Annotated in this window: 16 protein-coding genes; 9 read left to right on the forward strand and 7 right to left on the reverse strand. The window is 69.4% G+C overall.

What is annotated here, in order from left to right; all coding sequences use genetic code 11:
• Positions 1-53: 53 nt before the first annotated feature.
• The 3 genes from IH45_RS0120235 (at position 54) to IH45_RS0120245 (ending at position 5,607) form a co-directional block, all read left to right on the forward strand.
• The gene (locus IH45_RS0120235; protein WP_030669983.1) at positions 54-3,200 is read left to right on the forward strand and encodes an AfsR/SARP family transcriptional regulator; all 3,147 of its coding nucleotides are present in this window, start codon (positions 54-56) and stop codon (positions 3,198-3,200) included.
• 250 nt (positions 3,201-3,450) lie between these two features.
• Complete coding sequence (locus IH45_RS0120240; RefSeq protein ID WP_030669986.1) at positions 3,451-4,623, forward strand: serine hydrolase domain-containing protein; 1,173 nt, start codon at positions 3,451-3,453, stop codon at positions 4,621-4,623.
• A 294-nt stretch (positions 4,624-4,917) separates the two neighbouring features.
• Positions 4,918-5,607, forward strand: a complete 690-nt coding sequence (locus IH45_RS0120245; RefSeq protein ID WP_030669988.1) for a DUF1345 domain-containing protein — start codon at positions 4,918-4,920, stop codon at positions 5,605-5,607.
• 277 nt (positions 5,608-5,884) lie between these two features.
• On the opposite strand, the gene IH45_RS0120250 is transcribed toward IH45_RS0120245, so the two are convergent.
• Positions 5,885-6,448 carry a CGNR zinc finger domain-containing protein gene (locus IH45_RS0120250; RefSeq protein WP_030669990.1) on the reverse strand — a complete coding sequence of 188 codons (564 nt, stop codon included), beginning with the start codon at positions 6,446-6,448 and terminating at the stop codon, positions 5,885-5,887.
• Between the two features lie 103 nt (positions 6,449-6,551).
• On the opposite strand from IH45_RS0120250, the gene IH45_RS0120255 reads away from it, so the two are divergent.
• The 3 genes from IH45_RS0120255 to IH45_RS1000000145320 all read left to right on the forward strand — a co-directional run bounded on the left by IH45_RS0120255 (position 6,552) and on the right by IH45_RS1000000145320 (position 9,549).
• The gene (locus IH45_RS0120255) at positions 6,552-7,724 is read left to right on the forward strand and encodes an epoxide hydrolase family protein (RefSeq protein WP_030669992.1); all 1,173 of its coding nucleotides are present in this window, start codon (positions 6,552-6,554) and stop codon (positions 7,722-7,724) included.
• Positions 7,725-8,311: 587 nt separating this feature from the next.
• Positions 8,312-8,872, forward strand: a complete 561-nt coding sequence (locus IH45_RS0120260) for an RNA polymerase sigma factor (RefSeq protein ID WP_158813154.1) — start codon at positions 8,312-8,314, stop codon at positions 8,870-8,872.
• Complete coding sequence (locus IH45_RS1000000145320; protein ID WP_030669994.1) at positions 8,872-9,549, forward strand: hypothetical protein; 678 nt, start codon at positions 8,872-8,874, stop codon at positions 9,547-9,549. Before IH45_RS0120260 ends, IH45_RS1000000145320 begins: the two co-directional genes overlap by 1 nt.
• Before the next feature lie 909 nt (positions 9,550-10,458).
• On the opposite strand, the gene IH45_RS0120280 is transcribed toward IH45_RS1000000145320, so the two are convergent.
• Positions 10,459-11,283, reverse strand: a complete 825-nt coding sequence (locus tag IH45_RS0120280) for an SDR family oxidoreductase (RefSeq protein ID WP_030670002.1) — start codon at positions 11,281-11,283, stop codon at positions 10,459-10,461.
• A gap of 911 nt (positions 11,284-12,194) precedes the next feature.
• On the opposite strand from IH45_RS0120280, the gene IH45_RS0120285 reads away from it, so the two are divergent.
• Positions 12,195-13,673: an MFS transporter gene (locus IH45_RS0120285; protein WP_030670005.1), complete on the forward strand. Its 1,479-nt coding sequence runs from the start codon at positions 12,195-12,197 to the stop codon at positions 13,671-13,673.
• A gap of 405 nt (positions 13,674-14,078) precedes the next feature.
• On the opposite strand, the gene IH45_RS1000000148785 is transcribed toward IH45_RS0120285, so the two are convergent.
• From IH45_RS1000000148785 to IH45_RS0120300, 3 genes are all read right to left on the reverse strand, one after another.
• Positions 14,079-14,321 (reverse strand): hypothetical protein, encoded by a 243-nt coding sequence (locus IH45_RS1000000148785; RefSeq protein WP_158813156.1) that lies wholly within the window; start codon positions 14,319-14,321, stop codon positions 14,079-14,081.
• 490 nt (positions 14,322-14,811) lie between these two features.
• A complete protein-coding gene (locus IH45_RS0120290; RefSeq protein WP_030670007.1) occupies positions 14,812-15,054 on the reverse strand; it encodes a hypothetical protein in 243 nt (80 codons plus the stop codon).
• Between the two features lie 468 nt (positions 15,055-15,522).
• Positions 15,523-15,705 (reverse strand): hypothetical protein, encoded by a 183-nt coding sequence (locus IH45_RS0120300; protein ID WP_030670010.1) that lies wholly within the window; start codon positions 15,703-15,705, stop codon positions 15,523-15,525.
• Between the two features lie 683 nt (positions 15,706-16,388).
• Here IH45_RS0120300 and IH45_RS0120310 point away from each other — a divergent pair.
• Entirely contained in the window at positions 16,389-16,931 is a 543-nt protein-coding gene (locus tag IH45_RS0120310) for a hypothetical protein (RefSeq protein ID WP_030670015.1), read from the forward strand.
• A gap of 797 nt (positions 16,932-17,728) precedes the next feature.
• Positions 17,729-18,706, forward strand: coding sequence for a cytochrome P450 (locus IH45_RS0120315; protein ID WP_234440605.1), 978 nt, complete (start codon positions 17,729-17,731; stop codon positions 18,704-18,706).
• 678 nt (positions 18,707-19,384) lie between these two features.
• On the opposite strand, the gene IH45_RS0120320 is transcribed toward IH45_RS0120315, so the two are convergent.
• Together IH45_RS0120320 and IH45_RS0120325 are read right to left on the reverse strand one after the other, a co-directional pair.
• Positions 19,385-20,800 (reverse strand): erythromycin esterase family protein, encoded by a 1,416-nt coding sequence (locus IH45_RS0120320; RefSeq protein ID WP_030670021.1) that lies wholly within the window; start codon positions 20,798-20,800, stop codon positions 19,385-19,387.
• Positions 20,801-21,974: 1,174 nt separating this feature from the next.
• Positions 21,975-22,691: a hypothetical protein gene (locus IH45_RS0120325; protein ID WP_030670024.1), complete on the reverse strand. Its 717-nt coding sequence runs from the start codon at positions 22,689-22,691 to the stop codon at positions 21,975-21,977.
• Between the last annotated feature and the right edge of the window lie 328 nt (positions 22,692-23,019).

The following is a 23,019-nucleotide window of genomic DNA, read 5'->3' on the forward strand; positions in this document are numbered from 1 at the left end:
CCTCCCTCCCACCCACCGCCAACCCCCCGGTCCGCGATACTGAGCAGGTGGGAATGCGGATAGCGGTGCTCGGGCCGGTGCGGGTTGTCGACGGGGACGGGGTGCTGGTCGACATCGGGGGCGCGCGACCGCGGATGCTGCTGAGCCGGCTGGCGCTGGCAGGAGGCGAAACCGTGTCGTCCGACGCGCTCATCGACGGCCTGTGGGGAACGAAACCTCCCGCAGGCGCGCTCAATTCGCTGCACGCGCTGGTGTACCGGCTGCGCAAGTCCCTGCCCGACAGCGAGCTGCTGGAGTCGTCGGGAGCGGGCTACCGGCTCGCGGTGCCGAAAGCGCATCTGGACGCAGCCCGTTTCGAAGAGCTGGCGGCGCGGGGCAGTCGGGAGCTCGCCGCGGAGGCCCACGAAGAGGCGGCTTCCCTGCTGGGGGAGGCACTGGCGCTGTGGCAGGGCCCGGCACTGGCCGATATACGGCAGGCCCCGTTCGCCGGTCCGGCCGCGGCCCGGCTGGAGGAACTGCGCCTGGCGGCGTTCGAGAACCGCTGTGAGGCGGAGCTGCGGCTCGGCCGCCATACCGAGGTCCTGGCCGATCTGGAGGCGGCGTCGGCAGACCACCCGCTGCGGGAACGACTGGCCGCGCTGCGCATGCGCGCCCTGCACATGGCGGGCCGGCAGTCCGATGCGCTGGCGGTGTTCGAGACCGTACGCGGCAGACTCGCCGACGAGCTGGGGGTCGACCCCCCGTCCGGGCTCCGCGAAGCCCACCTTGCCGTGCTGCGCGGCGACGCGGAGCCGCCCGCCGTACGGCCCGCGTCGGCACCCGGCCGCCTGCCCGCGCGGCTGACCTCGTTCGTCGGCCGGGAGCGTGAGCTGGCGCTGCTCGACGGGCTGATGGAGTCCTCCCGGCTGGTCACGGTCGTCGGCACCGGCGGTGTGGGCAAGACACGGCTCGCCGTGGAGGCGGCTTCCAGGCACCGGGCCCACCGGCAGGGCCGGCTGTGGCTCGTCCCGTTGGCCGGAACGCGTGGTGCCGAAGGGGTGATCGACGCCGTCCTGGGTGTGCTCAGTGCCCCGAACGTGCCACGGTCGCCCGGCGACAGCCGTACGGATCCGGTGGACCGGGTGGCGGACCTGCTCGGCGGGGGAGAGGCCGTGCTCGTCCTGGACAACTGCGAGCAGGCCGTCGACGCGGTGGCGGTGTTCGCGGAGCAGCTCCTGGAACGGCGCCCGCGGCTCACCGTCCTGGCCACCAGCAGGGAACCGCTGGAGGTCATGGGCGAGTCGCTCTGCCGCCTCGGCCCGCTGCCCCTCCCGCCCCGCGGTGCGGATCCGGTCGAGGCCGCCACGTCGGCCGCCGTACGGCTCTTCGTCGACCGGGCAGCGGCCGTACGGCCCGGCTTTACGCCCGACGCATCCACGATGAGGGCGGTGGACGAGGTGGTGCGCAGGCTGGACGGTCTGCCGCTCGCCCTCGAACTGGCCGCGGCGCGGCTGCGGTCGATGAGCGCCGAGCAGATCGCGCGGCGGCTGGACGACAGGTTCCGCCTGCTGTCCACGGGCAACAGGGCGGCGCAGCCGCGCCAGCGCACCCTGCACGCGGTGATCGAGTGGAGTTGGGAGCTGCTGACCGGTCAGGAGAAGGCGCTGGCACGGCGTATGGCACTCTTCCCGGCGCCGACCGGGGCCGAGGCCATCGAGGCGGTCTGCTCGGACGGGGCCCTGCCGGCCGGCGACATTCCGTATGCACTCGGCTCGCTGGTCGACAAGTCCCTCGTGGAGCGGACCGGGGACGCCTACCGGATGCTGGAGACCGTACGGGCGTACGCGGGGGAGCGGCTCTTCGAGGCGGGTGAACGGGAAACGGTACGGGACCGTCTCGTCCGCCACTTCACCGATGCGGCCGAGCAGCACGAGCCGCTGCTGCGCTCCGCCCGGCAGCAGGACGCGTTCGCGCTCTTCGCGGCCGAGTACGACAACCTGGTGTTCGCGCTGCGGACCGCTGTCGACGGTCGGGACGCGGGCGCCGCGGCCCGGCTCCTCGGTCCGCTGTACTGGTACTGGAGCGTGCTGCGCCACGACGCGCGGGCCGACGCCCTGGTGGCCGGAGTGTGCGAGCTGGGCGACGCGCTGCCCGAAGACGCCCGCGCCGCTTTCACCGCGATCCACCTGCTGACCGGAAACGGTGGTCCGGCCCCCGACGCCGAGCGGGCGCGTGCCGTGATCGAGGACTGCGCGCGCACCGGGGCGCTGGAGCGCTATCCGATGCTGCTGCTGGTGACGCTTCCGGCGGGCGGTCTGCTCGGCCTGGACGATCTGGTCGCACGCCTGGTGGGCGAGGTGCGCGGGCGCCCGGACCGGTGGGCCACCGCCTGTACGTACCTCGTGGAAGCCTTCACCTGCCACGATCGCGGCGACTGGGAGGGCCGCGCGAGCGCGACGGCCGGGGCTCTCCGGGAGTTCGAGGCGGCAGGCGACCACTTGTGTACGGCGATGGCGCTGGCAGGCATGGCGCAGGTGCATTCCGTGCGGGGTGAGCACGATGAGGCGGTCGCCTGCTATCAGCGCGGGCTCGCCCTCGTACCCCAGGATGAGACCCAGCACCGGCTCGGGCTCGCCGCCGAACGGATGCGCGGCGGCGACCTGACGGGCGCGGGGCACGACATCGACCGGGCCGAGCAGGCGGCCCGGGAGCGCGGTGACGACCTCCTCCGGCTCGGGACCCTGGCCTGCTGGGCCGACCTGCACCGACGTGCCGGAAGACTGGAACAGGCCTGTCGCCGGCTCAGTCGCATGGAGGCGATCGGCAGGGAGACGTCGCTGCCCGATGAGGCGGTGGCGGACTGGACCGTACCGGCGCGGATGGCGGCCCACCTGGCGGCCGGCGACACCGTACGGGCACGTGAGCTGCTGCCCCGGGCCGTACGAGCGGCCTTCGCCCACCGGGACATCGCTCCGGCCGCCCAGCACCTGGCCGGGCTGCTGCTGGCGGAGAACGACCCGGCGGGCGCGGCCACCGCGCTCGGCATGAGCCGGGCCATCCGCGGTGCCTTCGACGAGGGCGACCCCGAACTGCGCGAACTCGCCGCCGAACTCGTGCGGCGGCTCGGCCGCGCGGAGTACGACGCGGCGTACGGCCGGGGCGCCGCCATGCCGCGGCAGGCGGCACTCGATCACCTGTGTTCGGCGGCTGACAGCGGCTGACGGCCACTGGCGGTTCGAACACCGGCGGTTCATTCACCGGTGGTTCGGCCACCGGTGGTTCGGTCACCGGTGGCGACCGGTGGCGACCGGCGGTTCGGCCGCGACAGCCGCTGACAGCGGCCGGCCCGCACTGTCAGTACATGATCAGAGCTGTGTCATCACCGATCGGCACTGTCGTCCTCGTACCAAAAAACGGGCGGACAACCGGATCCCGACCAGGGACCGTGGCGCCCGCAGGAGAGGAAACGACATGACGCACCCTGTCTCTGGGCACACCGGACGCGAGAAGGTCCAGCAGATGCTCGACTGGGCGGTGGCTGAGGTGGACGTGCCCGGCATCGTCGCCGAGGTCCGCGATACCGGCGGGAGCTGGTTCGCGACGGCGGGAGTCGCCGACATCGAGACGGGCCGACCGCGCCAGGAGGGCGAGCACGTGCACGTCGGCAGCGCCGGCAAGGCGTTCACGGCCGCCGCCGTGCTGGCGCTGGAGGCCGAGGGCCGGCTGAGCATCGAGGACACGGTCGAGAAGTGGCTGCCCGGCGCCCTGGACGTCAACGGTTACGACGGCAGCGAAATCACCATCAGGCACCTGCTCAGCAACACCGGCGGCCTGTTCATCACCGGCCTGGCGCCGGAGATCTCGCGCCGCTACGCCACCCGTTCCGCGTTCGCCGAGCACCGCTTCGACGCCTGGACCACGGACCAGCTGCTCGAACTCACGGTCTCCCAGCCCCCGATCCACGAGCCGGGCACGGCCTTCGCCTACTCCAACGGCGGCTTCTACCTCGCCGGCATGATCATCGAGAAGGTCAGCGGCAACACCTACGCCGAAGAGGTCGCGCGCACCATCACCGAGCCCCTCGGCCTGAGCCGCACCTACGTACGTCCCGCCGACGAGACCGGCTACCGGGAGCCGCACCCGAGGGCGTACTCGGGACTGTTCATGAAGGACGGCGTCGACCCCGCGGACATCACCGCGGACAACTGGCAGACGATGTTCGAGGGGCCCGGCCTCCCGCCCCTGGACGTCACCGAGTACAACAGCTCGTGGGCCTGGTCGGCCGGGAACGTCGTCTCCACGACCGGTGAGATGATCCAGGTGTTCAATGCCTTCGCGTCCGGCAGCCTGCTGCCGCCGGCCCAGCACCGTGAAATGTGGACCATGCTGTCCACCGAGGGCGCCAACTGGATGCCCCACTCCACGTACGGCCTCGGCGTGTTCGAACTGGACCGTGCGGTGACCGGCGGCCTGCACCTGCGCGGCATGGGCGGCAGCATGCAGGGCTCCCACCTCTTCGCCGTGGGCACCCCTGACGGTGAGCAGACGATCGTCGTCCACACCAACACCGAGCTCAAGACCTGGCAGATCCTCTTCCGGGCTCTGGAGGCCGTGTTCGGCATCCCGGCCGTCCCGGGGGTGTGACGGAAGGGTCCGGCCCAGCCCCGACACGGGGGTGCGGGGCCGGGCCGGACCTTGACGTCGGTGGCGGACGGATAATCGCCGCTCGTTTGGGCCATCACGCGTCCCGTATCCCGCCCGGCACCAGGCCACCGCGTACCTGCCCTGGACCGGCGAGTTCTCGGCAGGCGCGTGGATCAGCTTCCAAGCGCTCCCGAAAGCGAACGCGCTGCACACGCCCTCAAAGCCGCCTCCGGGAAGCCGAAGCCCTTAACATCAGCAAAGTCTGTCCCCTTCAGCGCCGTCCCGTCATACACGATGAACGTCCAGAAAGGCCCGTCCGTGCATCGCTGGCTGTCCGAGGGGCGTCGATCGGCGGTGAGCCTGGCCGTCGCGGTGTGCGCGGCAGTGATTCTGCCCAACGACGGCGTCGTACGCATTTCGGCAATAGATGTCGGCGTGTTCGTACTTTTCTCCTACTTGCTTCCCTACCTCGCGCTCACCTTGACGGCCTTCTTGAGCGTTGTTCCGGAGCAGGTCCGCGCCTGGGCGCAGCGCGAAGCTCGCGGCACGTTCATGCAGCGTTACGTCCTCGGGACCGCACCCGGACCGGGAGCGTCGCTGTTCATCGCGGCTGCCGCGCTGGTGGTGGCGGTGGTGTGGCTTCCCGGCCATCTCAGCACCGCTTTCTCCGCCCTTCCGCGCACGCTGGTGGCTCTTGCTCTGGTCGTCGTCGCATGGATCTGCGTGGTCGTGGCTTTCGCGGTCACCTTCCAGGCCGACAATCTCGTGGAGGACGAGCGGGCACTCGAATTCCCCGGAGAAGAGTCTCCGGCCTGGGCCGACTACGTCTATTTCGCTTTGGCGGCAATGACGACGTTCGGCACCACCGACGTCAACGTGACGTCTCGGGACATGCGGCGAACGGTGGCGGCGAACACCGTCATCGCCTTCGTCTTCAACACCGTCACGGTCGCAAGCCTGGTATCCGCACTGGGCGGTGCCTAGCACTTCAGCACTTCAGCACTCCAGCGGTCAGGCTACGGCGTAACGCAGAAGGCCCGCACCTGTCCGAGACCCCTGCACTGCACCGAGCTGACCGTCTTGAAGTGCCGCACGTTCGGCTGAATGTCGCCGATCAGTAAACATAGACGTCCTGACGGCGGACGCTGTTCGAAGGCGACGGATGGATGTCAGTGACGCCGTTGGGTACACCCAACGCCACAGATGAGTCGCAGGCGTGGGGCCCCGCTTAGGTGTACCGGAGCAACGATCACTCCGCTGATCAAGAATTGTTGCGCTGGTTGGCTTTGAAACGCGCTTTCTTCTGACGATTCCCGCACGTGTTCATGTCGCACCATTTGCGGGTGCGGCTTTGGCTGGTGTCGAAGAAGGCGGCTTGGCAGGTGGGTGACGCGCACAAAGCCAGTTTTCCGTCTCGCTCGCCTGCGATGATACTGATCGCATCGGCGGCGATCACGCTGAGGGCATCTTCCACGCAGGAGGCCGGGCTGAGCTGCCATCGCCGCTCACCCTCGGGCGTCAGGATGGCCGCGGCCCGCCCCTGAGCGCTGCAGTCATTGATGACCTGGACAGCAGGGGCGGGGAGAGAGTCCTGGATGGCGGCTGCTGTCGCGGCGGCATGAATCGACTCCCTCAGTTCCCGAGCGAGGTCGAGCTGGGCGACGGTGCAGGAGTCAACGGCGAGGCCGTTCACTGCCAGCCAGTCGACGAGTCGGTGCGGCACGGGAATGCGCTCCACGGCTTCACCATGACGCTCCGACAGAGTCGCCGTGAAGCTGGTCGCCAGCACCTTGCCAAGACGGAAGTCGGGGAACCCAGCACGCATGGAACCACCTTAGCTGGTTGCCGTGTGGTCCGGAGAACTGCTAGAACCGCCATAGCCGGTTCGCGGTGGATCGCGGCCGGCTCCGCGATGGTCAGGAGGTCTCATGCCCCGCCCAACCAGCGACGTTCAAACATTTGAAGCCCACGCGACGGACGCCGACCTCGACGATCTGCGTGCGCGACTGGCCGCGGCGCGGCTGCCGGAGGCCGAGACGGTTGACCGTGCCGCGCCCGGCCCTCGCCGATGGGAACAGGGTGTTCCTCTCGCCGACCTCGTCGGTGTCGTGAACTACTGGCGCACCGGGTACGACTGGCGGACGTTCGAAGGGCGTCTCAACCGGATCGGCCAGTTCCGTACGACCATTGATGAACTGGGAATCCACTTCCTGCACCGCCGATCCGGGCGCGCAGATGCCACTCCGCTGATCTTGACGCACGGCTGGCCAGGCAGCATTGCCGAGTTCATCGATGTAGTGGATGAGCTGGCAGACCCGAATGACGCAGACACGCCGGCGTTCCATGTCGTCGTCCCGTCGCTGCCGGGCTTTGGTTACAGCGACAAGCCGGCCGCCACCGGGTGGGGGACCGAAAAGATCGCGGCCGCCTGGGTGGAACTGATGGGAAGGCTCGGCTACAGCAAGTTCGCCGCCCACGGCGGCGACTGGGGAGGTAATATCACCACGGTTCTCGGCGGCAGGTTCCCGGCGCACGTGCTCGGCATCCACACGACGTTCGCGGAGGCGCCGCCCGGGTTGACCACGGACGGGCTGACGGCGGTCGAGCGCAAGTGGACCGAGGAAACCCGCAATTTCTGGCGCCACCGCGCGGCGTACGCGAAGCAGCAGGCGACCCGGCCGCAGACCATCGGCTACTCGCTCGTCGACTCACCGGTTGGGCTTCTTGCCTGGATCCTTGACAAGTTCGCCGAGTGGTCGGACACCGAGGACAGTCCGTTCGAGACGATTTCCATGGACAGAATTCTCGACGACGTCACCCTGTATTGGCTGACGCGGACCGGCGCATCGGCGGCCCGCATCTACTACGAGAGCCACAATTCGCTCGACCCCGAGCTTCGGGTCGACGTCCCGTCAGCCATCAGTATGTACCCCCGGGACATCGAGAAATGTCCGCACACCTGGGCGCAGGAGCGGTACCGGCACATCGTCCGATGGAGGTCGCCCGAAAGCGGGGGGCATTTCCCGTCGCTGGAGGTTCCCGAGTACTTCGTCAAAGACCTGCAAGAGGGTCTCGCGGCAGTGCTGGCCGCCAATCGGTGAACACGGCTGGGTGCCGGCACTCGATCACTGCCTGATCCGGCTCAAGGGGGGGGAATGGTTTCATCCGCCCGCTGCGGGCCCTGGAGGACTGGGTGATACCCCGAGCGTCTTGCCGCCATACATCGCATCGGCGAACGCCCCCTGGTCTCCTCCAGCGGTGTCCGCGCGTCGAGGCGGCGAGCCTGGTCCTGGTAGGGATCCACGTGAGTCGAAGCGGTGGGCCTGGTAGGGATCCACGTGATCGGTGCCGAGCCTGCGCGGCGAGGCGGCGGGTGCCGGCCGGTCGGGCCGAGGGCAGTACCGGCATCAAGGTTAACGGTCGGTAACTTTAGGTGATCATGGAATGACTCGCAGTGCATTTTCTCGGGTGAGTGGCTGGACACCTGCACGGTCTGCGACGGCATAAGGGATGAGAGTGCTCAGGCGGTCTCAGCCGTGGGGGAGCCAGCCTTTTCGAGGAAAGTAGGTCCACACATGACCGGCGTTCCAACGCCATCCTGTCCTTCGGGGGGCGCCGCCACGCGGCGGGCGAACCCGACTCCGTCGAAGCTTCGCCCCGTGGACACGTGGTGACGGCGAGCCGGGCCGTGACACACACGGCAGCCAACGGACAGCCGCCCATGGTCTTCGACTCGTTCGTCGCCAAGAACCGGACCGCCTACGTCAGGTGGGCCTACACCCGACTCGGTTCCCTCGAGGACAGCCGCGACGCGGTCAACGAGGCGTTCCTGCGGCTGTACCGCCGCTGGAACGACGCGTTGGCCAGCGCCAGCACGGATGCCTACGCCTGGAAAATCCTGCACGACACAGTCGTGGACGCCCTGCGCACCCGCGACCGCAACCCGTGCAGCGGCGGGGGACTCGCCTTCGAGCCGCACGTACGGCCCATCGCGGGAATTCCGGACCGGGAGATCGACCAGGTGCCCCTGCGTATGGAACTGCACAAGGCGATCAGCGAACTGTCCCAGCAGCAGCAGAAGTGCGTCACCTTGCACTACCTGCTCGGCTGCCCGGTGACGGAGGTCGCGCACGTCACCGGCCTGGCGGTGTCAACGGTCCACTCTCACCTGTCCTCGGCCCGTACCGCACTGGCCAAGGCGATGGGGGAAGAGGGCACCGTGCCCGACCATGAGAAAGGTGATCATTGATGATTGAGGACATCCTGCGCGGTGCGCAGATCCGCACCCCCGCCTACACCCCGGCCCAGCAGGCTGAAGACGACCGCCTGCTGCGCGAGCGCATCAACGCCGTCGTGCGGCGCAAGGAACTTGCCGTGCTGATGGGCGCGTCCACCTGGCTCGGCCCGGACTCGCCGGAACTGGCCGGGCTGATCATCCAGGGGGACGCCCCGGCCGGCGAAGCGGTCCGGTCCCGCGCCCGCGACGACCTGACCGCCTTGTGCAACCTGGCCCTCCGGGCCCCCGGCGCCACCGACCGCCTGACGAACTTCGTCGTGGGCGATGTCCGCAGTACCGACTACCGGGGAGCGCTGGTCTTCGGCTGCCTGCTCTACCTCGGAGGGCACGCCGACACCGCACGCTTCTGGTGGCGCTACGCGGCCGGAGCGGAGAATACCCAGGCGGCCTACTGCCTCTTCCTGGAAGGCCTGGTCCGCGGTGACCTCGGTGAGGCCGTGTACTGCTTCCGGCATTACGACGCGGGAGCCTTCCTGTGCGAACAGGACGACGAGAGCAGCCTGAGAGGGCCCGACACCCGCGCCGAGGAACTTGAGACACGACTCGGCGACTGCGTCACCGAGGTCGACACCCGCAGGCAGGGAGCCGTTCTGATCCCGGAGAAGTTCCTGACCGAGCTCGTCGGCTGACCCGGTACCGACAGCGGCCCTTCGCGCCGGGCGCGCGAAGGGCCGCTGCCCCCGGCCAGCAATCGCAGGCTGGGGCGATCGTCCCTGTACGCGCTGGTATTCGACGGGGGTGTGGCCGCAGCCCGTGACCAGGCGGCGCAGCGAGCGTGGGCGTCAGGCCGCGGCTGGCGCCGATGCGGTCCGGCAGGCGCCGGCGTACGAGGGCTGCGGGCGGAAGCGGGTGGCCGGGCGGTGCGAGGCGTACGGCTACCGGCGCCGGACCGAGACGGCGATCGCGGAGGCCGGGCTGGTCGTGGAGGCTGGGCTGGTTGCGGAGGCCGGGCTGGTCGCGGCCACCTGGTCCGCCGACCTGAGCGACCCGGCGGCGTGCGTGCTCACCTGCTCCGCGCTCCAGACCGCGGAGCAGGCACTGCCGGAGTACCGCAGCAGCGCCCTCGCATGGCTGGGCCGCACCGGGAAGCCGAGGCGCGGCGGGCATACCAGACGGAGCAGAGGCGCCGCCGATACAGGCACAACCAGGACGGCGCGGACGCCGTCGCGGTTCGCTTCGCGCAGCTGCTTCAGCCGCACTGCGAGCAGCTACTCGACCGTGCGCTCCAGAGCCGCGTCGACGGCCCTCATCACGGCCGGCTGCCCGAGCTCGCCGGCCGCGCCCCCGATGGCGTCACGGCTTGGGCGGGCATCGCGTGACGACCGAGCTGAGCGGCGTCATCCAATCAGGCTCCTGACCATGCCGACCGCGGCTCTTGCGGTGCGCAGCCGCCGCCGGGCAGTCGTGCTGCAGGACATGCCGCGCCGGGCCCGTACGGGAGCGGGATGACCGCACGCCCCGGCCCGACGGCAGGCCTGGCCCTGGCCCCGGCCGCTACCCGCGCGGACGGCCGACTCGGTGTCCGGCATCTTCCGGCTTCATTGCCGAAGGTCCCAGATCGCGGCCTGTTGCCGCTTCACCTCTTCGATGCGGTCTGCCGGAAGGAAATTGCGAAAGAGGTCGGACTTTCCCTCCGCGACTTTCACGAAGAGCTCCACGATCTCCTCGGGATCCTTCTGGCTCTCCCCGGTCATCTCGCCGTAGTCGTCGGTGAGCCGGACCTCGACGCCGAGATCGGTGGTGAAGTGCTCGGCGCTGATGGACTTCTCCCGGTCGAACCAGACGCGTAGCGCGTCCCCCATCCGGTCGTTGAAACCGGTCTGGTACGGGCCCGGATTGATGGTGCACACCTGGACGCCCAGCGGTTTCAGTTCGTCGTGCATCGCCTGGGCGATCGACTCGATGGCGTACTTGGACGCGCAGTACGGGCCCAGATACGGATTGGTCGTCAGACCCGCAATGGACGACAGCCAGACGATGCGGCCGTTGCCACGTTCTGCCATCTGCCGGGCAAATCCCTGGGCCAGGGCGAGATGGCCGAACACGTTCACTTCGAAGACCCGCCGGACCAATTCCAGGGGAATCTCGGTCAGCGGGCCCATTTCTCCGACGGCCGCGTTGTTGAACAGCACGTCCACGTCCCAGGTGTGTGCCTGGCGGCGGTGCAGCGCGTCGGTGACGTCCAGGTTCTCCACCCGGAGCCCGATACCGCGCCGGTCCGCTTCCTCGATCAGCGCGGTCATCTGCGGACGGTTCTCGGCCGCCGCGATGACGTGGTGGCCGCGCCCGGCGAGACGCAGGGCGGCGTCACGGCCGAAGCCGGAACCCGCGCCGGTGATGAGAATGCGCTTGCCATCCGCCACGGCAACTCCTTTCCACGGGCGATAACCGGTTCACGGCGGCAGTCCCACCCGTTCGACGACATGCACAGACAGTATCCGAATCGACACTCTTTGTGCGTGAACCTTGGCAGAAGCCGTGCCTCGCCGAGCTCGGGCCTACGGACCCGGCACGTCAGATCGCTGTCCCCCCCCATGACCCGCCTGGTGCGGCGATTAGTGAGTGTGAGTGCTGCTGCACGTACCCAAACCGCTGCCGCACCCGTTCCGGGCCGCTGCCGCCGCGCCCCGACCACGCCTCCGGCGTCACACATGTCGAGCCCGAAAAGCGAAAGGACCACCAAAGCGAAAGGACCGCCCCCGCAAGTGGACTCGCACCTACTTCCCCCGTTCCCGGACCCGAGACCAGTGCGAGGTGCCAGACCGCGGCGAGCGCGAAAGACCCGCTCCGCGCGGTGCCGGCCACGCTGCCCGACAAGCTCGTTCTGGCCTGTGGCGGGGCTGTCCCGCCCGCCGTGGTCGATCTCATCCACGGCGAGCGGCAGCGGGACCAGGCCGTGGGGGTGAGGCGGCCACCGGTCGGGCCGACAGGGGCGGGACCACTATCTGGTGTGCGGCAGGGTCCGGGGACGGTGTACCGTGGACCGGTTCCTGTGCCGAGTTTTCGGCGGCAGCGACTGAATTCCCTGTTTCTTCTGTATCGATCTTGAGGTGGCGACCTATTAACCAGGCCATGTAGCCGTCCGCGTTCCCCACGTGCTGTTTTGTCGCACGTGTCCGGGGGCGGACGTCGCGCTGGCCTGAGTTGCGTCACCCTTCCCCGCAGTTTTCTTTCCCGGGTGCAGCTCTGCCGTCTGCCCCGGGTTTCGTGTTCTCTCGCCCCGGTGCGGCTGTCGGCAGGGCTCCCCGATTCCTTTGGATCAGGAGTTCCCGTCGTGTCTTCCTCCGCGCTCGACAGCGAGCCACACCAGACCACCCAGCCCCCAACCCACCCAGCCCCCGGGCTGTCGACGATGGGCTTGGCTGCCTGGATCGCCCTCTTGGTGCTGCTGGGCGCCGAGCTGATGGACATGATCGACCAGTCGGTCGTCCTGACCGCCCTGCCCGCGATCCAGGAGTCCACTGGCGCCGGACCGGATACGGTGCAGTGGCTCACCACCGGCTACTCACTGCCCATCGCCGTAGGACTGATCACCGGCGGACGCCTCGGCGACCTCTACGGCCGGCGCAGGATCCTCCTTGTCGGCACCGTCGTGTTCACCACGGCCTCGCTGCTGTGCGGCGTCGCTGCCGGGCCGGGCATGCTGATCGGCGCCCGCGGGCTCCAGGGCCTGGGAGTGGCCCTGATGATCCCGCAGATCCTGGCCACCCTCCATGTCACTTTCGCGGGACAGAACCGCAGCAAAGTGTTCGGTCTGTACGGGGCCGTCATGTCGCTCGCCAATGTCCTGGGCCCGGTGCTGGGCGGCCTGCTGACCGAGGCGGACCTGTTCGGGCTGTCCTGGCGGCCGATCTTCCTGGTCAACGTGCCCGTCGGCCTCGCCGTGATCCTCCTGGGACGCAAATTCATCCCCGAGTCGACCGTGAAGAAGGCCGACCGGCTCGACCTGACCGGGATGCTGCTGTCCGCGCCGGCCATCGTCCTGATCATCTTCCCGCTCACCGAGGGGCACCTCCATCACTGGCCGCTGTGGTGCTTCGCCCTGCTCGCCGCGGGCCTGCTCGTCCTCGGCGTCTTCCTGCGCCACCAGCAGCGCAAGCAGGGCAACGCCCCGCTCGTGCCCCTGTCCCTCTTCCGGAGCCGGCAGTTCTCCGGCGGCATGGCCGCGCAGCTGATGCACGGCCTGCTGTGCGGGCTGTTCTTCATGACCTGGACCCTCTACCTCCAGCACGGACTGGGCATGAGCCCCTTCCACGCGGCCCTGGCCTTCGTGCTGCTGTCCCTCGGAGAGCTGGCCGGCGCGACGCTCGCGGCGAAGAGCGGCGGGCGCTTCGCCCGCAGGTTGCCGCAGACCGGAGCCCTCATCACGCTCGCCTCGACGGCCGCCTACGGGCTCCAGGGCGACACAGGCCAGGCGGATGTGACCCTCGTGGCGATGACCGCTCCAGTGGTACTGATCGGCTTCGGCCTCGGCATGGTCGGCGGCCCGCTCGCCGACCTGTCGCTGGCCAAGGTCCCGCACAAGGACGCCGGGTCCGCCTCGGGCCTGTTCAATACCGCCATCCACCTGGGCATCGCCCTCGGTACCGCGCTGACCGCCCTGGTGTTCTTCGCCACCACCGGCGGCTCACCTGACGCCGCACTCAACCGCGACGCGTTCATCACCGTGCTGTGGTGGGTCGGCAGCCTCCTCGCCCTGATGTGGGCCCTGATGTTCTGCCTGCCCAAGCAGGCCAACGACCAGGCCGACTGAGCCGCTCCCAGGGTCCGGCCGCGACGTCGGCCGGAACCTGGGCCCTCAGCCATCCCCGTCCTCGCCGTCCTGTCTTCGGCGGCGTCCGGATCCTGGAAGGTACTGGGCCCCGACCCGAGAACCCGTGCGCTCCGCCAGAACGGTCACGGCGAAGCGGCAGATTCTGTCAATCCGCGGGTCGGGAATATGGGAACCCACGTGGTTCCGCGTTCGACGTCCTGGCCATCGGTGAGCGTACGGACTGCCGCCCACGCCGGTACGAGGAGCGCCGCGCCACCTTGCTCGAATTGCTGGAGGGCGGCCCGCCGCAGATCCGCCCGGTGCCGGACACGACTGTCATCGAGGAGGTGCTGAGCCGGGTGGGCGGGCTCGGTGGTGTCGAAGGGGTGTTGTTGCCAGGTTTTGTCACTGACCAGTTGACCGTTCGGCGCTATGAAGGCGGCTGGTCGGTGCTTCACGGGATGGGCGGAGGATCATGTCGAGGCGTCCATCGGAACCGGTCCACTCTTGATCGGCCTCGGCGGGTGTGAGGCGTGGACCGGTCTCGATGGTGTCAGCGTGTGAAAGGACCACCCCCAGTCCGCCCAGCACCGCGAGCGAGACGGTCCGTTCGATGCTGGAGGAACGCCTTTCCCAGTCGTCTGTCATTGCGGTACTCCTCATAGGTCATGTCGTTTCATAGGTCATGTCATCTGGGACGGAAGGAAGAATGGCGTCGACTGCCGGCTGCAAAGGTCGCTGATCGCCCTGGCGACGCCCCCGGCCACGCCTGTTACGACAGCTCCGGGAAGGCATCCGGCTCTCCCGGCGATGGCACCACCCACACATCCGGCGTCCATACCGGTGGTGACTCCCTTGGCTGCATCGTCCAGCCACTTGGGGTCGGTGACGACGGGGAAAGCTGTGGAGTCCGCGATCTGTACCGATTGGATGAGGGTGTTGCCGTCGACGCGGTAGCTGGTCGGTACGGGGTTGCCATTGGCGTCCACGGCCCAGAGGGCGTCGAAGCCGCCGAGGAATCTGCCGCTATCGGCGAGGGCGGCGACGGCGTCGTTGTCGAGCTTGACCAGGTGGGCGCCGTCGGGCAGGCCGATGCCGTAGCGCTGTTCGCGCGGGGCGGTGGCGTCCTTGAGGACGGTCAGGGCGCGGATGCGCCGTCGGTGGTGGGCTGGACGGCGAGGTCGGTGGCTTTGGCTGCGGTGGGGTAGACGGTGGTGTTCTTGCCGGCCTTGGTGCCGGTGACGTTTTTGCTGCAGGGAGGGACGATGGATACGGCGTCAGCCGTCGCGGTGTTGGCCTGGGCGTCCCCGCTGGCACGCTGGGGGATCGTGGTGCCCGGGGCCGGGGCGATGTCGGTGGTGCCGGTGGCCTTTTCGATCACGGCTGCGGTTCGCTCGTCCGGGGAGGGGCTGTCCTTGGCGAAGACAGCGGGGCGGCCCCGAGTGTGAGTGTGGCCGCGCTGATGGTGGCGATGATGGTGCTGGCTATGCGCCGGCGGTGGTTCATGAAGACCTCTCGTGGGCAGATTCGCGAGCTTCTGGTGCCAAAGGGGTGCATATGCCAGCGGCAGCGGCAGGCTGGTTGACTGTGGCTAGGCCCGCTACTGACGAGACCGCAGAGATGAGCGGCACAGGTGCCGTTCAGGCTGCGGACCGCAGTGCCGGTGGCGGGCTCATGCCCGTCTGAGTCGAGGCAGATCTTCGTTGTAGTGGCGTGGATAGTGAGGCAGTGACGAAGCTGGCCGAGCAGCTTGGTGGAGCGGTTGCGGGGCCAGCGGCGTGCCAGTCGCCGGTTTCGCGGCATCTTCGGTAGTGGCACATCACTCCGTTGCTGCTGGTCAAGGCGCCGCTCAGTATGGTCGGCGCGGAAGCGGGGCGACGGGTCGTGCCTCGTGCGGCACAGTTCGCAGGCGGTCGTTGTCCATGCTGAGGCGCTGGATGGTGGCGATGGCGAGTTCGAGCTCTCCGGTGAGGTCTCGCTTGTCGCGGCGCAGGCGGGCGTTGTCGGTCTTCAGGCGGGGGGCTTCATTCACCGCGTGCCGGCGCCTGACCTTGTCGCCGTGCCGCCGCTGGCGCGCCCGGTCGCGTCGCTTGCCCTGAAGAGAGATTCATGTGCTGGGCCTGTGGCGGGGAACCGCGATCGAGGCGGCCGACGGCCGCGGTGACGAGCAGGCACGGGGACGATGTACGCGGGTCAGGCATCGTCCGTCGGGTCGTCCACGTGCTTGAGGGCGCTACGGGCTTCCGGCCGGTCGGCTGCGGCGAGCGTGGACCAGTAGTCGTACGTGGCGACTGTCGCGACCATCTCGAGCCGGCGTTCCCGGAGCTTGGCTTCCTCGGCTCTATCCTCGTCCGTCCAGCCAGGGGAGACAGTGTGCTGCTGTTCCCGCCAGTACCCGGTCTCCCGGACGTCGTGAAACTTTCGGTGGGTTCGGGGGAGTGGGGCAGGCGCCGGTAGAGGGCGTGGAGGTCGGCGGTGGGCGGTGGTTTGCTGGAGGTCGCGCTGGGCGGTGATCAGGTCGTCGGGGAAGTTGTCGGTCACGTCCCGGAAGGGTGCTCCCGTGCGAATCATGTGGCGAGAGTGGCGCGCGGTGCGATCGGGTGGCAGGGCCCGGCGGGCACCAGCTTCCAGGCGGGGTACTGGTTGGCAGGTAGTCAGCGCCGGGGTGCGTCCTTGGGGGTGATGGGTACGAAGCCGGTCTACCGAAAGGGCGCCATGAACACTGCAACGTACCTGGTTGTCACACCCGTCACAAGGAAGCTGCAGATCGCTGTGGGCATGTGCTCGTTGGTGTTCACCATCGGCACCGCTGTGCACAACTTCGTCATCATCAACAACGAGCTGGTGGAGATGATGATGCGGGCCAGCGGAAGCGCCGATCCGACGGCTTCCGCGCCGGGCTTTACCCTGGGGCTGCGGATCGTCGGGTGTCTTTTCATTCTCGGCAACGCGGCAGGCGTCCTGGCACTGCGCAGCCGGTCGTGTGCCGTGTGGTGGCTGGTGTTCGCCGTGAACTGCACGCAGGGGCTGGGGTTCTGGGTCATCCCGCCTTCGATGTGGGACGCCGCCACGGACCTGTACGGCACCTGGGGCATCGTCCCGAGCGCGGTGACGGACGGCGGTGCGCTCCTCCTCACCCTGACCATGGTTCTCGCCATGGTGAAATACCGGACAGCCTGGGCACAGCAACGCGTGGTTACGGCGGGCGCGCCGCAGGTGCCGGGGTCATCGAGCGCAACGCAAAGCAGGCGGGGGTGAGTCGCGGGCCCGCCGCGGACTCCCGGTGCAGCAGGCCATTGCCGCGGCGGAGCGGTTCTGGACGGTGCAGTGAAGCCGGTGCCCGGGCCTGGCGCGAGGCCGGGCTCGGCCCGCCCGGCGGTGTCGCCGTACTGCAGACCATGATCACCCGCCACGGACAGTGCAGCACCGAACTGGCTCGCCTTCTGGAGTAACGGCAAGCCGAACGCGATGCGGCGCGGGCCGCGAACCTCGATGCGGCGCTGGCAGCGCACCGGGACCTGACGCGCGCACTGAACCATCGCGGATGACCTGGCAAGACCGGCGGATCCGGAAGACCGAGACGCCCGGGCGGCATCTGTGGCGCTGGTGCCTCCGGGCCTCAACGGTCCTCCGGGCCGTCGGCGTTCGGCAAGGACTCACCCGATGATGGCGGCGGCGGGCTCGTGCTGCAGGCAAGCGGCAGCTTGAGCGGACGCATCAGCGGCTGACAACGCGGAGTGTCCGGTGTGTTCACCTTTCCGGGTGAAGTGCCGCCCTCGCGGCATTGGGGAGGGTTGTCGATGGGCAAGTCCCCGGCACGGGTGACGAATTAGGTGTCCCGGACCGGCCCTTCGGAAGGGCGTGCGGTGAGTGTGAGAGAGATGCGCCGATTCAGGCGTGATCCGCTGGGATACATCGAAGACTGTGCGCTCCAAAGTGGTGCGGAGGTGTTCCGGCTTCCCTGGGGCGCCTGGTGTGTGAGGGACACCGAACTGGCGCTCACGGTGCTGCGTGACCCCGTCTTCCACAGCGGCATGTCCACGTTTTTCGGAAGCATGCTGCCTTCGCGAACCGCCCAGGTCGCCCTCGGCCGCGCCGTCCGGGACCTGATGCGGGCGCACTTGCCCGCTTACCGTCAGTGTGTGGCCGGGGCGGCGGCCGGGCTGGGCCCGGTCAGCCAATGGCCCCAAGCAGGGCCGTTGCTGGTGTACCGGTGCACGGCGGACGTACTGCTGCATCCCGGCGCCCCGTCGGCGCTACGGCAGCAGATGGCGCAGGCTGTGGCGGCCGGCCTGACCGCCCGTCAGCCGACCATGCGGCAGCGGGCACGAGCGGAGATGCTGCGTCCCAGGCTGCTGTCCGCGATCACCGAACATGTCCGCAGCCGCCGGACGCAGGGCCCCGCAGCAGACGAGCCGCGAGACGTGCTGGACGCCGTGATCGGAGCCGGCCCTGAGGAATTCACCGACCGGACAGTGGCCGATCTTTACCTTCTGCTGTTCCAGTCGATTGTGGGCAACATCGGCTACGCGGTGGCGTGGTCGCTGCTGCTGGCCTGTCTTCACCACGGGCCCGGCCGGTCGTGGCCGTGGCCCGCCGATTGGCTGGTGCGTGAGGCTGCGCGCCACCGTCCGTTCGTCTGGATGGTCGGCCGCCCCGTCCCCCACCCCCTCGAATTCGGTGGCCTGCCGTTCGCAGCGGGCACGGTTTTGTCGGTCAGCCCGTACCTGCTGCACCACGACCCGCAGCGCTGGGACCGTCCTGAGATGTTCCGGCCCGAACGCTGGAACGAACCAGGTGGGCAGGGCCCCTACCTCCCCTTCAGCGCCGGCCCGTTCACCTGCGCCGGTGCGGCCGTCGCCCACAGCCTGACCAGCGAGGCGGTCACTGCCCTGGCACAGGATGCCCGCCTGGCTGTGAGTGGCGGTGATGCCCGGCCTCTGGTGTCCGGCTCCGTCCTGCCCCGCCCCTTCACCCTGTGCCGCACTCTCAAGGCCCCCGCCCAGGCCGCGTTGACGAAGGGAGGTGAATGACATGCTCGCTGCTGTCCGGCGCATCATCTGGAACAGGCCCGCCAGTTACTGGGAGCCGGATGTCTGGCTCTGACAGTTCCGGTCTGTTCTGGGCCCGCGCACCATGGCCATGGTGCGCGGGCCGCTCCGGTCGCCTCCGTCGGCCCGGCCGCCGGCGGCCCCCAGCACGAACCTGCCTACGGACGGGCTGCAGGAGCCCGCCTGCGAGGGGCTGCGGGCCGCCGAGGCCAAAGGGAGGCCGCCAAGACCACCAGCACCACGGGCTGGTGTTCCGCTGTCGCGGCCTGAGAGACAACACCGTGCGCGCTGCCTGTCCGGGTGGCCGGTCCATCGCCGCCCTCGCCCGCGGATACGGACGTCAGCCCCGGCATCGTCCGCACCGCCTCATACCCCAACGCACCGCCGCGGGTGCCGGAAACGCCTCGGCCCTGGAGCTGCCGGTCACCGGTGATGTGCCGCACAGGGCCGCCGGTTTTCTCCGCGCCGCCGATCTTGAGCTGGCCAAGCGGGCATGCTCGGTTACGGCGTGGCCGGGGCTGCATGCTCGGTGTCCCGGCCGCGTGCCCGGGGTCCGCTGCCGGTTCATCGACGCGGCGGGGAGCGCCCCGGCGGCGCGGGATGTCGGACCGGCCGACCGGCCTGCCGCGCTGCCGTCGCGTCGTGCGGGCTCGGTGCCAGCTACTTGAGGAGGCGGGCCGCCTTCACCTGCTGGAGGTGGATGACGACGTCGTGCGACTGCGCGAGGCGGATCTGCGGGGCGTCCGCGATCCCGGGGTAGGTGGCGCCGATGTTCTTGACGGTGTGCGGCGCGGCGAGCCAGGCGCGGGCCGCCGCCGGGGTGTGGCGCAGGTCCACCATGAAGTCGCGGTGCCGTACCCGGTCGAGGGTGTGCTCGGCGGTGCCGGGTGCGGCCGGGCCGGCGGTGAAGCGGCGCACGCCGCCGTCCGGGCCGAAGGCATTGAACGAGCCCCGGTCGAAGGTGAGGCCGACACTCAGGTAGCCGCCGCCCAGCTTGTCGCGGAGGAAGCCGCCCTGGACCTTCGGATAGCTGCCGGGGACGTAGGTTCTGAGGGCGATGTGGCCGTTGTGGGCGGCGAGCACGATCTTGTCGCCGGTCCGCTGCTGCCACCAGGCGACGTTCTCCGCCATGATCCGGTCGCGGTGGAGCATGGCGTCGGGGATGCTGCGGGGGTCGTCCCAGTCGAAGGCGTACAGCGTGGTCATCTGGTGGATCGCGGTGGCGTGCTGGACGGCCCAGGCGTGCGCGTCGGCGTCGGCGCCCGTGCCGGGCCGCTGTTTGAGCAGGTCGACCGCCCGGCCGGTCCGCTCGGCGAGCTTCTTGCGTTCGGCCATCGGCTTCGCCAGGTAGTCGTTGACGTATGTTTCGGCGTCGGTGGCGGGCCGCAGGCCCCGGTACAGCTCGGTGAGCTGCGGGGCGAGTTCGGGGCGGGCCGCGGCCGCGTAGGCGCTCACCCTGTCGTACAGCTCGGCACCGGCGAAGCCGCCGTCGTCGCCGACGAAACGGACCGGGTCCTTCGGGTGCTTGACGTTGTACGCGCGCATCCACTGGAGCAGATCGCGGTACTCGGCGTTGTTCCACCACCGGTAGGTGCCCTGGAACTCCTCGTCCATGATCTGCTTCAGGTCGCCCTGGCCGCCGAGGAGGTAGGTGTTGAGCCGCAGTCCGGTGCTCCACGGGGCTTCGAGGGCGAAGGCCCGGAAGCCCTTCTCCTCGACCAGGTACCGCAGGATGCGGTGCTTGACGGTGAAGAACTCGTGCGAGCTGTGGGTGGCCTCGCCCAGGCCCACCACCCGGGCGTCGCCGACCATCCGGCCGAAGGGGCGGAGGTCGGCCAGGCCGCCGCGGGGTTCGGTGGTGCGCAGCGGGTGGGCCACCCGGCCGAGGGCCGCCTCGGGGAAGCCGAACGCGGCGGCCGCGGCGGCGTCCTGCGGGCCGGTCGGCGCCGCGGTGTCGGCGGAGGCCGGTGCGACGGCGGGGGCGGGCGGGGTGGCGGAAAAGGCGGCCGGGGCGACGGCCAGGGTGGCACCGAGCGGGATGAGCAGGGCGGCGAGCAGGGCCTTGTGCATGTTCATGGCCCAACTCTCGCCGCGCGGGGCGCCCCGGACCATCCACTGAGCCCCCCGATCGGCCAGGGGGTTGGATACACCCGTCGAGGTGGCGGGGGCCGGGGGCGCCGGGGGCTGGCCCCCGGTCCCGGTCGCGGACACAGCCACACGGCTCAACCGTAGGCACTGCGCGTTGCGATACGAGAACAGGGCGACGAGGAGGCGGACCGGGGCTGAACCGCATACCCATCCGCGGCTGAACTGCACACCCGTCCGCGCGGGGCCTGCGCTCCCGCGCCATCTGACGTGGTACCGGGCAGGAGAGCCGCGGTACAGAGAGCCCGTTCTCATCCGGTGAGGGCCGGGAAGTCGCGGGCGGCGGGCACCGGCCGGGGTGGCGGGCCGGGTGCGCAGGCCGGTAAGGGGGGCGGTGCCCTGGGCAAAGGTGACGCCTGCGCGGTGGTCCATGGTCTGGTGCGCGCTGTCGAGGCCGCCGCCGGCGTGCGGGCTTCGACGGTGCGGGCCAGGCGGAGGACGGCGGCGCGCGAGTAGGCCTGGCCGGCTGCACCGTGGGGTGTGCCTCACTCAGCTTGTTCTTCAGGATGCGAGGCCGAAATGGTCTCGCCTTACACCGCTCACCTGGCATGCGCCGGACGCGGAGACGGTAGACGGCCTTCGTCTGATCATGTGCTCCGGCCGAGGTGCACCCATCGAGACGAAGGCCGTGAAGGTGAGTCTGCTGCCTGACGCCGGTCCCGGCAAAGCGTGCGCGCAAGCGTCAGGCTTCCCTGCGTTGTTACGCGGGATGTGGCGAGCCCTTCGTATGGTTGACCCGCCCGGGGGTGTCGGGTGTGGCTCTCACGCTTCTGCCGCTTGTGGCTGTTCCGGATTGGCCGCCCGGCACCCCACGACGACTCGGCTGCCCATGAGGAATTGCGAATGATCGCACTGTAGGGAATCGGCAGCGAGGTCGTTTGTGGGAGGCACCAGGCGGGCAGGCCGAAGGCGTACGGGAGGCTTGCCACTGCCCTGATCGGTGGTGGGCAGCAGCAGGACGGAGGCCCTGAGAAACCGACAAGGCCGGGAGGACCGGCCGACCGTTGCCGCCTCGTCCACGTCCGTGGCGGCAACGGCTGCAAGCAATCCCTCGTGCGCCGTTCTGGGCGGTCCGGTGATCAAGCCGGGCTGAAGCCCCCCGGGCCTACTCGCCCCGCTTGCTCAGCGGTATGGGGGCGTCGAAGACGTCGACGACGAACTCCGAAGTTCCGCTGCCTTCGAAGTCGACGTCGTAGTGGCTGTGCAGCAGCGTATGGATTCTCACCCACCGTCCCTCGACCGTTGCATCCGCCGCCACCTGGAGCGCGCCGCGAACAGGACCGGCCTTGCCTGCCTTCTCCTTGCTCGTCCAGGTCCGCGCGAGCTTCGCCCCCTCAGGGATGGCCCAGGTGCGCGGCTCGGCACTGGCCGGTACGGAAACCTCGTCGTTGAGCAGGCGGATGACCCACCCGATGCCCCCGGCGCGCTGCTCATTCGACATGCGGATACCAAGCCCGATCATATAAGCCCCCTCAAGGTACTCCTCGAGTTCCTCGTCGATCTGTCCGAAGAACACAGCCTTGCGAACGACCTCGACCGGCCCGCGCTCGGTGAAGGCCCCCATGACCGGAGCGCACTTGTCCTTGAGGTACTGCTGCACGGCCATGCGCACGGCCTTGGGCACACGGTCGAGCACCTCTCCAAGGGCATGGTCGTCCCGGTCGTACAGAAAGGAGTTCAGTGCACTGACTAGTTCGCCGGTCAAGTGGAGCTCACCGGCTCCCAGTGTGGCCACCGCCTCCAGCTCGTCCCCAGGACTCTTCACGAGGGCGAACACCCTGCTCCGGCCAGGGCTGGTGTGCACGATGAAGGAATGAATCATTTCCTGTCTCACATCACATCTGCAGGAGCGGTCGCCGGTACGAACATGTGCCTGGACCGCAGAAGAACGGGGGGACCCGGCAACCGACGTGTCGCACGAGCTACCGGCTCGTCCGCATGGGTCGGAGGTGAGGAGCTGTCAGACCCGGCGCTTCAGCCCGGGATCCGCATGGCCGTCGGCAGCCTAACCAGGCGGCATCAGCGGGGGCAAGACGCACCCGCCACCTCCCAGGCCCGGCGCTCCTCGGCGAGTCAGTGACGGTGAAGCGCTTCGTACACGGCCCTGCCGGTGCCTTCTCTGCGCCACCGCGGCGCTCCGAGCGCTGCGC

The organism is Streptomyces rimosus subsp. rimosus (genome assembly GCF_000720725.1).
Taxonomy (GTDB): Bacteria; Actinomycetota; Actinomycetes; order Streptomycetales; family Streptomycetaceae; genus Streptomyces; species Streptomyces rimosus_A.